The sequence below is a fragment of the Pseudomonas sp. FP215 genome (assembly GCF_030687795.1).
Taxonomy (GTDB): Bacteria; Pseudomonadota; Gammaproteobacteria; order Pseudomonadales; family Pseudomonadaceae; genus Aquipseudomonas; species Aquipseudomonas salmasensis.
Map to the genome: position 1 here is coordinate 5,534,567 of NZ_CP117447.1, position 14,654 is coordinate 5,549,220.

The window sequence follows — 14,654 nt, forward strand, 5'->3', positions numbered from 1 at the left end:
CATCTAAAAGAACCCCAACTATAGAGACGAAAAACCGCCACGCAAATCCCCGTTGCGCGCCAGGAACCGGCCTGCTCTCTCACCGTTGGCCTGCCCCTCGCGATAGCTCAATACGCCATTGACCCACACTCCCTCAATCCCTTCAGCGGCGCGCTGGGGTGCCTTGAAATCGGCCACATCCCGCACCCGCAGTGGGTCAAATAACACCAGGTCGGCCCAATGTCCTTCACGGATCTCACCACGCTCGGCCAGCCCAAAGCGCGCCGCCGACAAGCCGGTCATCTTGTGCACCGCCGTGTGCAGCGGGAACAAACCGACATCCCGACTGAAATGCCCCAGTACGCGAGGGAAGGCGCCCCATAAACGTGGGTGAGGAAACGGGTCTTCAGGCAACCCATCCGACCCGACCATCGACAACGGGTGCGCAAGAATGCGCCGTACATCTGCCTCATCCATGCCGTAGTACACCGCGCCCGCAGGTTGCAAACGGCGGGCGGCATCCATCAGTGAAACGCCCCACTCGGCGGCGATGTCCTGCAAATCGCGCCCGCCCATGTCCGGGTGCGGTGTGGACCAAGTGATAGTGATGCGAAACGCGTCGGTGACTTGCTTGAGGTCCAGAGTCGAGGAGCTGGCGGCATAGGGGTAGCAATCGCAGCCCACCGGATGATCTTTTGCCGCCGCTTCCAGGGCCGCCAACAGCTGCGGGCTGCGCCCCCAATTACCGGCGCCGGCGCATTTAAGGTGGGAAATGATCACCGGCACCCTCGCCTCGCGGCCGATCAAGAACGCCTCATCCATCGCCTCCAGCACCGGTTCGAACTCGCTGCGCAGATGGGTGGTGTACACCGCGCCGTAGGCCGTCAGCTCTTGGGTCAGTTGCAGCACCTCATCGGTCTCGGCGCTGAACGCGCTGGCGTAGGCCAGGCCTGTGGATAACCCCAGGGCACCGGCCTCCAGGCTTTCCTGCAACTGCACGCGCATGGCCGCGATTTCATAGGGTCTGGCGGTGCGGTGCAGGTCGTCCATATGGTTGCTGCGCAGCGCCGTGTGGCCGATCAACGCGGCGACGTTCACCGCCGGGCAGGCCCGTTGCACCGCGGCGCGGTAATCGGCAAACCGTGGATAAGAGAACGCCTCGCGGGTGCCCAGCAAGTTCATCGGGTCTGGCGGGTCGCTGCGCAAACTGACCGGCGCGGCGCTGATACCACAGTTGCCGACTATCACCGTGGTCACGCCCTGGCTGAGCTTGGGCAGCATCTGCGGCTGGCGGATCACCACCGTGTCATCGTGGGTGTGCACGTCGATAAAGCCCGGCGCCAACACTCGGCCATGGGCGTCGATGACCTGCTCGGCCTGGGCTGTGGACAAGTCACCAATCGTGCGGATGCGCCCTGCGTGCACACCCACATCGGCGATATACCCGGGGGTGTTACTGCCATCGATGATCAGCGCCTGGCGAATCAGCGTGTCGTACTTCATATCAGTCTCCAAGCGGCAGGCTGCCAGGGCCGCCGCGGTAATCGTCGAGGGCCAGTTTGATCCGGCGCAGGCGTTCCTGGTTGTCGTCCGGCAGGGCCAGCGCCAGTTCGGTGGCGAGCAGGTCGATAGCCAGCAGCATGCCGTAGCGCGCAGCAGTGGGCTTGTAGATAAAGCTGGTTTCCGCCGATTGCAGCGGCAGCACGACATCCGCCAATTGCGCCAAGGGCGAATCGGCAAGGGTGATGGCAATGATGCGCGCGTCGTAGTTGCGCGCCAGCGTCACCACTTCCAATAACTCGGGGGTCAGGCCCGTGAGCGAGCAGACAATGACGGCATGTTCGGGCCCCAGGGTCGCCGCCGTGACACGCATCATCACCGGGTCATGGCTGGCGGCAATCGGATAGCCCAGCCTCACCAGGCGCACCTGCAACTCATCGCTGCACAGGCTCGACGGCCCGCCCATGCCGAACGCATGGATCATCCGCGCCTTGCCCAACAGTTTGACCGCATCGCCAAAGCTGCGCTGGTTGAAGCCCGACAGGTGCTGACGTAACGTCGCCTCGATGTCCCCCAGAATCTGCCGATGAAACGCTGACTGTTCTGGCTTGCCCGCCGGGTCGAGGAAGCGGCTGCCCACACCACTGGCCTGGGCCAATTGCAGGCGCAAATCGCGCAAGTCACGGCAGCCGACGCTGCGGGCAAAGCGTGACAAGGTGGCGGTACTCACCTCGGCCCGTTGCGACAGTTCCTCCAGGCTGGCGGAGGCGGCAAAGCCCACATCCTCGAGCATCAGCTTGGCGATACGCCCTTCGCCGGCACTGAAAGCGTCCTGGCGGGCGCGGATCTGATAGAGGATGTCCATGGGGGCTCCGGGTTACAGGCTCATAAAACAAGGGACAGGCCGTAGGTCAGGCCGAAGGCGACCAGCGAAATCAGGGTCTCCAGTACGGTCCAGGTCTTGAAGGTCTGGATCACTGTCATATTGAAGTATTCCTTGATCAGCCAGAAGCCGCCGTCGTTCACGTGGGAAAAGATTACCGAACCCGCACCGGTCGCCAGCACCAGCAACTCAGGGTGTGGATAACCCAGGCCCAAGGCGACCGGCGCGACCACCCCGGACGCAGTGGTCATGGCCACCGTGGCCGAGCCGGTGGCGACGCGCATCAACGCGGCGAACAGCCAGCCCATCACCAGCGGCGACAACTGAAACGCATGGGCCAGGCCGAGGATTTCATGGGTGACCCCGGCATCCACCAAGATGCGGTTCAACCCGCCGCCCGCCCCCACCAGCAAGGTGATGCTGGCGGTCGGCGCCAGGCATTCGTTGGTGAACTTGAGGATCGACTCACGGTTAAAGCCCTGGGCCAGGCCCAAGGTCCAGAAGCTCACCAGGGTCGCTACCAACAGTGCGATCACCGAGTTGCCGATAAACAACAGGAACTGGTTGAAACCGCTGCCCGGCGTGGAAATCACGTTGGCCCAGCCGCCGATCATCATCAACACCACCGGCAACAGGATAGTGCCCATGGTCAGTGCAAAACTGGGCAGGCGCGTACGCGGTTCACGCTCGATAAACTGGCGCTCCAGCGGGTTTTCCGCTGGCAAATGAATGTGCGGCACGATGAACTTTGCATAGACGGGCCCGGCAATGATCGCCGTGGGGATGCCAATCAGGATCGCATACAGCACCGTCTGCCCGACCGAGGCGTTATAGGCCAGCACCGCCATCATCGCCGCCGGGTGCGGCGGCACCAACGCATGCACCACCGACAGGCCAGCGACCATCGGCAGCCCGACCATCAGAATCGACACGCCCACGCGCCGCGCCACGGTAAAGGCAATCGGCACCAGCAACACAAAGCCGACTTCGAAAAACAGCGGCAGCCCCACCAGGAACGCAATGCACACCATCGCCCAGTGGGCATTGCGCTCACCGAAGCGGTTGATCAGCGTGCGCGCGACCTGCTCGGCACCACCGGACTCGGCCATCATCTTGCCGAGCATGGTGCCCAGCGCCACCACCAGGGCGATATGCCCCAGGGTCTTGCCGACACCCGCCTCGTACGAACCCATGATGGTGTCCGCTGGCATCCCGGCCATCAGCGCCAGGCCGATGGACACCAGGGTAATCACGATAAAGGGGTTGAGTCGGTAGCGTGCAATCAGCACGATCAATGCAATGATGGCGATGGCAGCGTATGCCAACAGCCCGAAGCCCGGTAATGCGGCCATGCGGTACTCCTCGGAAAGGGTCACGTCGAATTGGTTGTGAAACTCATAAATCATTCCCGAGGAGCATTTTCAATTTTTATGAAAGTAATTTTCGCCCACGGATAAGCGCTGTCGCTGGGGGACATGCCCGACGGTGGCGGATGAAAATTCGGGGGGTGTTCTTACATGAAGATCAGAGAAGGCGGAAACTCAAACGCCGCCCTTGAGTCATAGACTGCGCATCCACTGCCCAGGAAACCGCTCATGATTCGCACCACAATCGTCGCCAGCGTCTTGCTCTTGTGCGGCAGCGCTTATGCCGCCGACAACGCGGCCTTGAAAACATGCATGGACAGCGCCAATACCACCGCAGACATGGTCAATTGCAACGCCAAGCAAACCAAGGTGCAGGACGACCGCCTGAACCGCGCCTACAAGACCGCCCTCGCCGCCCAGGAAGGCGCGCGCAAACAGCAACTGCAAGACGTGCAGCGCCTGTGGATCAAATACCGCGACGCCAATTGCGCCTTCGCCGGCAGTGCCACTGGCGGCACGATTGATCAGGTCAATGGCACAGGCTGCGTGCTGGACATGACCCAGACCCGCGCCCAGGAGCTGGAAGACCTGGTCGGCCCGTAATAACGACCTCGCCCCCTCGTCATAACGACCTCGCTCCTACTCGTGGTGAACCTTGGCGCGCTTGAGCAGCTTTTTGCAGCGCTCGGATAAATGCAGCACCCGCAGGTGCTTGCCGGCCTTGGTGTAGCGCTCGCGCAGGGTCATCAACGCGGCAATCGCCGAATAGTCGACAAAGCTCAGGTGACGGCAATCCAGCGTGACCTGGGCCGGGTCGTTGGCGGGGTCGAACTGATTCAAAAACGGCGTGGTCGAGGCGAAGAACAACGTGCCATGCAGCCGATAGAGCTTGCTGCCGTCGGCCTCCAGGTGTTCATCGGCGTACAGCTCCCGCGCCTGCTGCCAGGCGAAGTTCAGCGCGGCGATGACGATACCGCACAGCACGGCGGTGGCCAGGTCGGTGAACACGGTAATGATCGTCACCGCCATGATCACCAGCACATCATTGAGCGGCACCTTGTTGATCACCCGCAGCGACGCCCAGGCGAAGGTCTGTTGCGACACCACGAACATCACGCCCACCAACGCCGCCAGCGGAATCCGCTCGATCAGTGGCGACAGAAACAGAATGAACAACAGAATCATCACCCCGGCAAACACCCCGGAGAAACGCCCGCGCCCGCCGGAGCTGAGGTTGATCACGGTTTGCCCGATCATCGCGCAACCGCCCATGCCGCCGAACAGGCCCGAGACCATATTCGCCGCGCCCAGGGCCACGCTTTCGCGGTCGGGATAACCACGGGTCTCGGTGATTTCGTCGGTGAGGTTGAGGGTCAGCAGGGTTTCCAACAGGCCGACCATCGCCATCAAAAACGCGTACGGCGCGATGATGCCGAGGGTTTCCAGGGTCCAGGGGATCTGCGGTAGGGCGAAGGTCGGCAAGCCACCGGCGATATGCGCCATATCCCCCAATGTGCGGGTCGGCAAACCGAGCAGGTACACCGCCAGGCCCACCCCCAGAATCGCCACCAGCGCGGGCGGTACGGCACGGGTCAGGCGCGGCAACAGGTACACAATGGCCATGGTTGCCGCCACCAGCCCAGCCATTACGTACAACGGCGTGCCGCTGAGCCAGGTTTCACCGCTCTTGAAATGCTCCAGTTGCGCCAGCGCAATGATGATCGCCAGGCCGTTGACGAAGCCGAGCATCACCGAATGCGGCACCATGCGCACCAGCTTGCCCAGGCGCAGCAGGCCGAAAGCGACCATGATCAGCCCGCCGAGCAACACCGTCGCCAGCAAATACTCCACGCCGTGTTGCACCACCAACGCGACGATCACCACTGCCATGGAACCTGCCGCACCGGACACCATGCCGGGACGGCCGCCGAACAATGCGGTGAGGGTGCAAATGATGAAAGCGCCGTAGAGGCCCATCAGCGGGTTGAGATGGGCCACCAGCGCAAAGGCGATGCATTCGGGCAGCAAGGCGAAAGACGTGGTGAGGCCGGCCAGGGCGTCGGCGCGCAGACGGGTGAGGTTCATGGAGTACCAGGGAATTGCGGGGGATAAGGCGGGGAATGGTACGAAATTGCGGCGGGTGGGGCTAGTGAAGTGTCAGGTCCGATGCACCGAGTCGCCCCTATCGCAGGCAAGCCAGCTCCCACATTTGACAGGGTTCACACCTGAACAATGTGGGAGCTGGCTTGCCTGCGATGGCCGCACCGCGGTGCTAAGCGAACATCACACCATCTCGTCGCGAATCCACTCCACCACCGACGTGCGCTGAGGCGCCCACCCCAACAGTTCACGGGCCTGCTTGCCACGTACTCGGCTATTGGAGCCCAACCCGTAGTTGGCCATTTCATAGCCCCACTCGGCCTCAGCCTCGGCCAATGGCCAGTCTTGTGGCTCGTCCAGGTCCAGGGCTTGGGCAATCGCCGTGGTCATGTCGATAAACGCCGCTTCGCTGCTTTCCACAAAATAGAAAGTGCCGGGTACGTTCTTGGTCAACGCCAGCAGATACAAGGCCACCACGTCTTCAATATGCACGTTGGACCAAATGTTCTGGCCAGGACCCACATGGCGTACTACACCGCTCTTGCGTGCCTGCTTAAGCAAACGCGGCAATTGCACGCTGTCACGCTTTACGCCCAGGCTGTGGCCGTAAATCAGGGTGTTACAGATCACCGCCGAATTCACGCCGTCGTTGGCGGCCGCGAGGATCAGGTTGTCGATGGCCACGCGGGCGGCCTTGTCGACGGTCGGCTCAGGCAGGTTGTCTTCGAAGTAGATGACATCGCTGGCCTTGCCGCCTGAGGCATCGCCCACGATGCTCGAACCACTGGTATGCAGGAACGGCTTGTTCGAACCTTTCAACGCGGCCAGCAAGGTTTGCACGGCGCCGCGATGGTCGCTGCTGGCGGCATTGATTACCGCATCGGCTTTCTGCGCCTGCTCGGTCAATACAACGGCGTCATCGAGGGTGCCAATCACGGGCGTGATGCCCAGGGCGGTCATTTCGGCGGATTGTTCAGCGCTGCGCACCAGGCCGGTGACGTGATGGCCGGCGTTGACCAGGCCGGTAGCGATCGAACCGCCGATAAACCCTGCAGCGCCGGTAACGAATACATTCATGGAGGTTGCTCCTGACTGGGTAAGTGATGCGCCCAGTATCCAGCCCCACTGCTGCCTGAATAACCCCGTGCGGCCCAATTCACTCTTGCGCTCAGGTCACGAATCAGCGCGCATACCGCGCCAGCTTGGCCTGAATAAAGTCCAGAAAGCACTGGATGCGCAACGCCAATTGCGAGTTGCGGTAGAACACGGCGTGGATCGGCTGGCGATAGCCGCTGTTGAACGACTCCAGCAACGGCACCAGGCGCCCGGCTTCGAGGTCGTGCACCGTCATGAAATTGGACAGGCAAGCAATGCCCTGCCCTTCCAGCGCCAACTGCCGCAAGGTTTCACCACTGGAGGCGCTGACGCCGGGCTGGATCAGCCAGCGGTCACCTTCGCCATGGCGCAGCGGCCAGTGGTTGAGGGTTTCGGTGTGGGTGAAGCCCAGCAAGGTGTGATCAGCCAACTCGGCAACGGTCGTCGGCGTGCCGTACTGCTTGAGGTAGTCGGGGCTGGCCAGGACATGCAGCGGCGTGCTGCCCAGAAAGCGCGCATGCAGGGTCGAGTCGGCCAGGGCGCCAATGCGAATGGCGATGTCCGTGCTTTGCTCCAGCAGGTCGATGATCAAGTCATCGCTGTTGAGCTCCAGTTGGATATCCGGATAGAGACTGCGAAACTCGGCGATGTACGGCACGATCCCATGCAGCATGAACGGCACGGCGGCGTTGATACGCAGGCGCCCGGCCGGCTTTTTCTGGCGCGAGGACAGGCGCTCTTCCAGCTCGTCCATTTGCGCCAGGATCAGCTTGGCCTGTTCGAAGAAGTACTTGCCCTCCTCGGTCAGGTCCATGCGCCGCGTGGTGCGGTTGATCAAGGTGGTGTCGAGCTTGGCTTCCAGGCGCGACAACGTGCGGCTGACCGCCGATGGCGTTTGCCCGACTTTTTCGGCGGCGGCGGAAATCGAGCCGCACTCGATCACGCTGACAAAAATCTGTAGCTCATCAGATCGGGCTTTCACGGGCAGTCCTTCATTAAACGGCTGACAAATGCCCGGTCATTATTAACCAGCCAGCAACAAATGGCCTCCCAACAACGCCATGCCGGTGAAAAATCCACGTTTGAACCACAAGGCACTGATGCGCCGACGCACCACCTGGCCCAGCCACATCCCCAGCAAGGCCGGCAATAGCGCCAACACCGACGCACCGACTTCAGCGCCGCCCAACGCACCACGCCAAGCCAGCCCGGCGGCCAGCGCCAGTGTCGACACGGTGAATGACAGCCCCAGCGCCTGCACCAACTGATCACGGCTCAAGCCCAATGCTTGCAGATACGGTACCGCAGGGATCACGAAGACACCGGTGGCCGAGGTGATGATGCCGGTGAGCAGCCCGCACAAGGGCCCCAGCCAACGCTCAGTGCGGGGTTCGACCCTGAAGGTCGGCAGGAATAACCCGCTCAAGGCATACACCAGTAACGCCGCGCCCAAGGCACGCACCACCCAAGGCCCACTGCCCATGCCCAGCCACAAAGTGCCCAGCCCGGTGCCGAGGAAAATCAGCAACAGCATCGGCCACAGGCGTTTGAGCAAGGCACCCAAGTGGCCGCCACAAGTGAGTTGCCAGAGGTTGGTCACCGTCGAAGGAATGATCAGCAATGCCGCAGCCTGCGCGGGCAACATAGCCAGGCCAAGCATGCCCATGGCTACAGTGGGCAAGCCCAGGCCGATGACACCCTTCACCGTACCGGCCAGCAGGAAGGTGGTGATGACCAGCGCTGTGAGGGCGGGGCCGAGGTTTTGGTAGAACGCGAGGAAGGTATTCATGCACCGATTGTGCAGGGCTGGAGAGTGGCTGAAAATTCGCCATATACTGAGCCAGCCTCTTGTTTTGTGTGAGGCTGATGACGCTATCGCAGGCAAGCCAGCTCCCACATTTGGAATTGTGAATACATTCAAGTGTGGGAGCTGGCTTGCCTGCGATGAGGCCCTTCCAGTCACTGGGAAACTTCATGCACTTTGACCTCATCGACCTGCGCCTCTACCTGCACATCCTGGACACCGGCAATATCACCGCCGGCGCGGCCCGCAGCCATCTGTCCCTGGCTGCCGCCAGCGCCCGCATCCGGGCAATGGAATCTTCACTGGGTATTGCGTTTCTCGAGCGCGGCCGCCGTGGCGTCACCCCAACACCTGCGGGCAAAGCCCTGGCCCGACACGCTCGCCTGCTGTTGCAACAGGCCGACCACCTGCAACAAGACCTGGCCGAATACGCCAACGGCGTCAAAGGCCAGGTACGCTTGCTGTGCAACACCACCGCCCTGAGCGAATACCTGCCGGAACTGCTCGCAGAGTTTCTGTGCAAACACCCCAACCTGGATATCGACCTGCAAGAGTTGCCCAGCCTGCGCATTACCCACGCCTTGCGCCAGGGCACCGCCGACCTGGGGATTATTTCCGATGCGGTAGACACCCACGGCTTGCAGACCCTGGCGTTTCGCGACGACCCGCTGGTGCTGATCACGCCCCTCGACCATCCGCTGACTGCTGCGGGGTTTATCGACAGCTTGCAATACGATTACGTCAGCCTGGCAGCCAACAGCGCGCTGGCGGTGTACCTGGAGGAACAAGCCTTGCACGCAGGCTTTCGCCTGCACACACGTATCCGCGCCGATAGCTTTGACGGGGTGATTCGCATGGTTGCCGGCGGTGCCGGCCTGGGCATTGTGCCTCAGGCCGCCTTGGACCGTTGGCCACCTGCGCGCCGCTTCAAGGCCCACCCCCTGCAAGAAGAATGGGCCTGCCGCAAACTGTTGTTATGCGCACGCTCGTTCGAGCAATTACCTGGTTACGCCAACACCTTACTCGCTGCGCTCACCGCCCCCCTGTAGGAGCGAGCTTGCTCGCGAAGATCGTCAACGATAACGCGAGCTATCTGGTTTAACGTGGGGCTCTCGGGTTTTTCGCGAGCAAGCTCGCTCCTACAGATGATGTACGTTTGTGGAAGAAGGTGTAGTAGACCGCCGACAGAATCAGCAGGAACGGCACGCCAAACACCAGCGTCATCTTGAATGCGTCGGTGAAATAGGTGGTGATCATCACCGCCCCCATCAGCACCAGCCCCAGCAACGTGCTGTAGGGAAAAAACCGCAACTGGAACGACAGCTTCGCCCCGCCATGACGCTTGCGATAGCGGCGGAAAAACAGGTGTGTGAGAAAGATCATGAACCAGGTGAAGATCGCGCCAAACATCGAGATCGCCATCATCAGGGTGAACGAGCTTTCCGGGTACACCACGTTGAGCAACGTCGCCAGGGCAATGCCTGAACTGGACAGCAGCAGCGCATTCAGCGGGATGCCGTTCTTGCTCAACGCGCCCATGGACTTGGGCGCAAAACCGGCGCGCGACAGGCTGAACATCATGCGCGTGGTGATGTAGAGCTGGCTGTTCATGGCCGACAGCGCCGCGATCAGGATCACGAAATTCATCACCCCGGTGGCGCCGGGAATGCCGATGGTCTGCATCACTGTGACAAACGGGCTCTGGGCCTGGCCGGCCTGGTTCCAGGGCACGATGGCGAGCATCAGCGCCAGGGTCAGCAGGTAGAACACCACCAACCGCACGATGGTAGCGCGAAAGGCTTTCTTCACCGCCTGCTCCGGGTCGGCGGCTTCACCGGCGGCCACGGCGATCATCTCGACGCTGAGGTAGCTGAAGATCGACACGATCACCGCGATCCACATGCCACTCAAGCCATGGGGGAAAAAGCCGTCGTGGGCCGTGTAGTTCTGCACCCCGTAGTCAGGGTTGCCGGAGCCGAACACCACATACACTGCCAGGATGATGAAACCGACAATGGCGCTGATCTTGATCGTCGAGAACCAGTATTCAAAGTTGCCGAAGGTCTTCACGCTGATCGCATTGAGCACAATCAGCACACTGGAGAACGACACGATCCACACCCACTCCGGCACGTTGGCGAACCAGTACTTCATGTACATCGCCACCGCCGTGACCTCGGCGCCCACCGCCAGCACAATCGCCGCCCAGTAGGCATACCGCACCAGGAACCCGGCCAATGGGCTGATGTAGAACTCGGCATAGGCGCCAAAGGAACCGGAGGTGGAATGGGCCACCGTCATCTCCGCCAGGCAGCCCATCAGCAGCAAGGTAATCAACGCGCCGATGGCGTAGCTCACCAGCACGCTCGGCCCGGCATAACCGATGGCGTAGGCGCTGCCCATGAACAGCCCGGTGCCGATGGCGCCACCGATGGCGATCATGCTCATCTGGCCGGAAGTGAGCTGGCGCCTCAGGCCCAGTTCACGGTGGGTAATCTCTGCAAAGCCGTTGTCTGGCGTGGTCACTGGTGTGCCCCTTTATTATTGTGATTGCACAGGAAGCGCTTGTTTTCTGTAGGAGCGAGCTTGCTCGCGAAAAACCTGAGAACGCCGCGTGCATTCAGCATTCGCGCGTTATCGTTGACGATCTTCGCGAGCAAGCTCGCTCCTACAGTGGGTTTGTGTTGTTGTCAGGTGACGCTGTTGCGAACTTTGAATTGCGGCTGGTCCCAGGTGGCGTTGTCGAGAATTTCACCGAGGATTTCCACGGCGTCCCATACCTCGGTGAAGCTTGTGTACAACGGCGTGAAACCAAAGCGCATGATCCGCGGCTCACGGTAATCGCCGATCACGCCCCGGGCGATCAGGGCCTGGATCACCGCGTAACCTTCGGGGTGTTCAAAGCTGACGTGGCTGCCGCGCCGCGCGTGTTCACGCGGGGTGATCAGTTCCAGGCCGTGGGCGGCGCAGCGGCTTTCGACCAATGCGATGAACAGGTCGGTCAACGCCAGGGATTTAGTCCGCAGGCGGGCCATGTCGGTCTGGGCAAAGATCTCCAGGCCGCATTCCACCATGGCCAACGAGGTGATCGGCTGGGTACCGCACAGATAGCGGGCAATGCCGGCGCTGGGGGCGTAGGTGGACTCCATGGCGAACTGCCGGGTATGCCCGAACCATCCGGACAATGGCTGGCGCACCACATCCACCAACGACGGGTTGACCCACACAAACGCCTGGGAGCCCGGGCCGCCGTTGAGGTATTTGTAGGTGCAGCCAATCGCATAATCCGCCTTGGCCTGGTGCAGGTCGACAGGCACCGCGCCTGCCGAATGCGCCAGGTCCCAGATGCTCAGCGCGCCGCACTCGTGGCTCAGTGCGGTCAGCGCCGCCATGTCATACATGTAGCCGGTCTTGTAGTTGACGTGGGTGAGCATCACCACCGCCACGTCTGCATCGATGGCCTGGGGCAGTTCGGCCGGGCTGTTCACCAGGCGCAGGGAATAGCCTTGCTGCAGCAATTCGGCCAAGCCTTCGGCGATATATAAATCGGTCGGGAAATTGCTCGCTTCACTGACGATGACCTTACGCGCCGGCGTACGTTGGCGCTGCACACTCAAGGCGGCGCTGAGCACTTTGAACAGGTTGATCGAGGTGGTATCGGTAATCACCACCTCGCCGTCACGCGCACCAATCAATGGCGCCAGGCGATTGCCCAGGCGCTGGGACAAATCCGCCCAACCGGCGCTGTTCCAGCTGCGAATCAAGCCATTGCCCCACTCCTCGGCGATCACCTGTTGTGCCCGCTCCAGCGCCGCCACCGGGCGCGCGCCGAGGGAGTTGCCGTCGAGGTAGATCACCCCTTCGGGCAAGGCGAATTGGGCACGCAGGGAGGCCAACGGGTCCTGGGCGTCGAGGGCTTGGCAATGGCTTCGAGTGGTCATGGGTCGTCCTGGTTTTTATAAGTGAGGATGGACCAAATAATGAACGAACTTTTAGAGAATTTTCGTGCAAAGTGGTGGGTAAACGGCTATTTAAGCTGTAGGAAATTCGAATTTAACCTCCAAATACGCGGATATCTTCCAAGCATGATTCTCGACGCCACCGACCTGCGCCTCCTGCATTTCCTGCAACAGGATGGCCGCATCAGCAACCAGGAACTGGCGGAAAAAGTCGCGCTTTCGCCGTCGGCGTGCCTGCGCCGTTTGCGCCTGTTGGAGAGCGAAGGAATCATCAGCGGTTACCGCGCGGTATTGAACGCCGAGCAGTTGGGGATCGAGCTGGAAGCCATCGTGCACCTGTCGTTGCGCCAGGATGTGGAGGACTGGCATGAGACGTTCATCAAGAAGGTGCAAGGCTGGCCGGAGGTGGCGAGTGCCTATGTGATCACCGGCGCCAGCAACTATGTGCTGCGGGTGCAGGCGCGCAACCTCAAGCACTTTTCAGACTTTATCGTGAACCACCTGAACCGCACGGCGGGGGTGATGGATATCCGTTCGGAGATCGTGCTGCAGAAGATCAAGGACCGGGATGAGGTGTTGGACCTGGTCGTGCGCAAATAACTAAATCACCAAAAAAACAATGTGGCTTGCCTGCGATAGCGGTGGTAAATGTTCCACCGCTATCGCAGGCAAGCCAGCTCCCACAGTTGACCGAGTTGATCAGTCTTCGAGGGCGCGGACTCGCTGCATGCGCTGCTGCTCTATTGGCGCATCCGCCACCTGCAACTCAAAGTCAAAATCAATCTGCGCAAACCGCCCCTGCACGCCAAACTCCCGCGCCAGTTGCGGGTCGTCGCTGAAGCGAATCTCGGCAATCAGCTCATCCCGGGTGGCATAGGCAAAGTCATCATGCAGGTACGGGTCATCCGACAGGTTGATCTGCGTGGTCAGGTGCCGGTGCCCCGGCGCCGAGATGAAGAAGTGGATATGCGCCGGCCGCTGCCCGTGGCGCCCCAGTTGGTCGAGCAACTGTTGCGTCGGCCCGCTCGGTGGGCAGCCGTAGCCCGAAGGCACGATGCTGCGAAAACGATAGTTGCCCTGGGCGTCGGTCTCGATGCGCCGGCGCAGGTTGAACTCAGACTGATTCGGGTCGAACCACGAATAGGTCCCGCCCGTGTTGGCCTGCCACACATCCACAATTGCCCCTGCCAACGGCTTGCCCTCGGTATCGCGCACTTGCCCGCGCATGAACAACGGCACCGCGTCGTCCTTGCCGTCATCCAGCCGTGCCTCGTACTTGGACAGCGGCGCACCGGCCACGTACAACGGGCCTTCGATGGTGCGCGGCGTGCCACCCGACTTGCCGGCCTGCTCGTCGGCGGCATCCATCAACAGGTCCAGGTAATGCTCCAGGCCCAAGCCGGCGGCGAGCAGGCCAGCCTCCTGGTTTTTGCCCAGCTCATTGAGGTAGTTGACCGCCTTCCAGAACTCTTCCGGGGTCACTTCCAGGTCTTCGATGATGTTCACGGTGTCGCGCAGGATCCGATAGATCAGCGCCTTGGTGCGTGGGTTGCCCGCGTCATTGAGGTTACCGCTGGCTTCTTCGAGAAACTGTTGGGCGTGGGCAGTCTGGGACAGGCGGATGGACATGGTGCATTCCTCATCTTGTAGTTATAGGTGCAAGCCGGCTCAGCGGTCGTCCGTATGGATCGACGACGGATGGCGGCACAGCGCATTCACTTCGATGGCCATGTAGGGGAACAATGGCAGTTGCATCAGCAGGTCGTGCAGGTCCTGCACGCTGTCGACATCGAACACGCTGTAGTTAGCGTAATGCCCGGCGATGCGCCACAGGTGGCGCCATTTGCCCTCCTCTTGCAGGCTCTGCGCCAAGGCTTTCTCCTCGGCCTTGAGGCTGGCGGCACGCTCGGGGTGCATGTCGAGGGGCAGGTTCACGGTCATTTTTACGTGGAACAACATGGCAAGGG

14 protein-coding genes are annotated in these 14,654 nt (G+C 61.4%); 3 read left to right on the forward strand and 11 right to left on the reverse strand.

The genetic code is table 11. The features are described 5' to 3' along the window. Positions 1-18: 18 nt before the first annotated feature. Genes PSH76_RS25080 through PSH76_RS25090 form a run of 3 tightly spaced genes read right to left on the reverse strand, consistent with a single transcriptional unit; the run spans position 19 to position 3,768 of the window. On the reverse strand, positions 19-1,482 hold the full coding sequence (locus PSH76_RS25080; protein ID WP_138763261.1) for an amidohydrolase family protein: 1,464 nt from the start codon (positions 1,480-1,482) through the stop codon (positions 19-21). A gap of 1 nt (position 1,483) precedes the next feature. Further along, positions 1,484-2,344: a MurR/RpiR family transcriptional regulator gene (locus PSH76_RS25085; protein WP_003194093.1), complete on the reverse strand. Its 861-nt coding sequence runs from the start codon at positions 2,342-2,344 to the stop codon at positions 1,484-1,486. 20 nt (positions 2,345-2,364) lie between these two features. Continuing rightward, positions 2,365-3,768 (reverse strand): gluconate:H+ symporter, encoded by a 1,404-nt coding sequence (locus PSH76_RS25090; RefSeq protein WP_032895331.1) that lies wholly within the window; start codon positions 3,766-3,768, stop codon positions 2,365-2,367. Positions 3,769-3,957: 189 nt separating this feature from the next. Between PSH76_RS25090 and PSH76_RS25095 the strand changes: the two genes are divergently transcribed. Then, complete coding sequence (locus PSH76_RS25095; protein ID WP_032895330.1) at positions 3,958-4,332, forward strand: lysozyme inhibitor LprI family protein; 375 nt, start codon at positions 3,958-3,960, stop codon at positions 4,330-4,332. 36 nt (positions 4,333-4,368) lie between these two features. Here the strand turns inward: PSH76_RS25095 and PSH76_RS25100 are convergent, their stop codons facing one another. From PSH76_RS25100 to PSH76_RS25115, 4 genes are all read right to left on the reverse strand, one after another. After that, positions 4,369-5,814, reverse strand: a complete 1,446-nt coding sequence (locus tag PSH76_RS25100; RefSeq protein WP_305493084.1) for a SulP family inorganic anion transporter — start codon at positions 5,812-5,814, stop codon at positions 4,369-4,371. A gap of 198 nt (positions 5,815-6,012) precedes the next feature. After that, positions 6,013-6,906, reverse strand: a complete 894-nt coding sequence (locus tag PSH76_RS25105; protein WP_305493085.1) for an NAD-dependent epimerase/dehydratase family protein — start codon at positions 6,904-6,906, stop codon at positions 6,013-6,015. A gap of 103 nt (positions 6,907-7,009) precedes the next feature. Next, the gene (locus tag PSH76_RS25110) at positions 7,010-7,906 is read right to left on the reverse strand and encodes a LysR family transcriptional regulator (protein WP_305493086.1); all 897 of its coding nucleotides are present in this window, start codon (positions 7,904-7,906) and stop codon (positions 7,010-7,012) included. 42 nt (positions 7,907-7,948) lie between these two features. Beyond that, on the reverse strand, positions 7,949-8,713 hold the full coding sequence (locus tag PSH76_RS25115; protein WP_078468024.1) for a sulfite exporter TauE/SafE family protein: 765 nt from the start codon (positions 8,711-8,713) through the stop codon (positions 7,949-7,951). 185 nt (positions 8,714-8,898) lie between these two features. On the opposite strand from PSH76_RS25115, the gene PSH76_RS25120 reads away from it, so the two are divergent. Next, positions 8,899-9,777: a LysR substrate-binding domain-containing protein gene (locus tag PSH76_RS25120; RefSeq protein WP_305493087.1), complete on the forward strand. Its 879-nt coding sequence runs from the start codon at positions 8,899-8,901 to the stop codon at positions 9,775-9,777. A gap of 49 nt (positions 9,778-9,826) precedes the next feature. Here the strand turns inward: PSH76_RS25120 and PSH76_RS25125 are convergent, their stop codons facing one another. Together PSH76_RS25125 and kynU are read right to left on the reverse strand one after the other, a co-directional pair. Further along, a complete protein-coding gene (locus tag PSH76_RS25125; RefSeq protein WP_138763269.1) occupies positions 9,827-11,254 on the reverse strand; it encodes an amino acid permease in 1,428 nt (475 codons plus the stop codon). A 164-nt stretch (positions 11,255-11,418) separates the two neighbouring features. Next, positions 11,419-12,669, reverse strand: a complete 1,251-nt coding sequence (kynU, locus tag PSH76_RS25135) for a kynureninase (protein WP_305493088.1) — start codon at positions 12,667-12,669, stop codon at positions 11,419-11,421. Between the two features lie 144 nt (positions 12,670-12,813). Here kynU and PSH76_RS25140 point away from each other — a divergent pair, with 144 nt between their 5' ends. Then, positions 12,814-13,287: an Lrp/AsnC family transcriptional regulator gene (locus PSH76_RS25140; RefSeq protein WP_003176072.1), complete on the forward strand. Its 474-nt coding sequence runs from the start codon at positions 12,814-12,816 to the stop codon at positions 13,285-13,287. Positions 13,288-13,386: 99 nt separating this feature from the next. On the opposite strand, the gene catA is transcribed toward PSH76_RS25140, so the two are convergent. Together catA and catC are read right to left on the reverse strand one after the other, a co-directional pair. Further along, positions 13,387-14,316, reverse strand: a complete 930-nt coding sequence (gene catA / locus PSH76_RS25145) for a catechol 1,2-dioxygenase (protein WP_032895323.1) — start codon at positions 14,314-14,316, stop codon at positions 13,387-13,389. 39 nt (positions 14,317-14,355) lie between these two features. Then, complete coding sequence (catC, locus tag PSH76_RS25150; RefSeq protein WP_032895322.1) at positions 14,356-14,646, reverse strand: muconolactone Delta-isomerase; 291 nt, start codon at positions 14,644-14,646, stop codon at positions 14,356-14,358. Positions 14,647-14,654 lie beyond the last annotated feature (8 nt).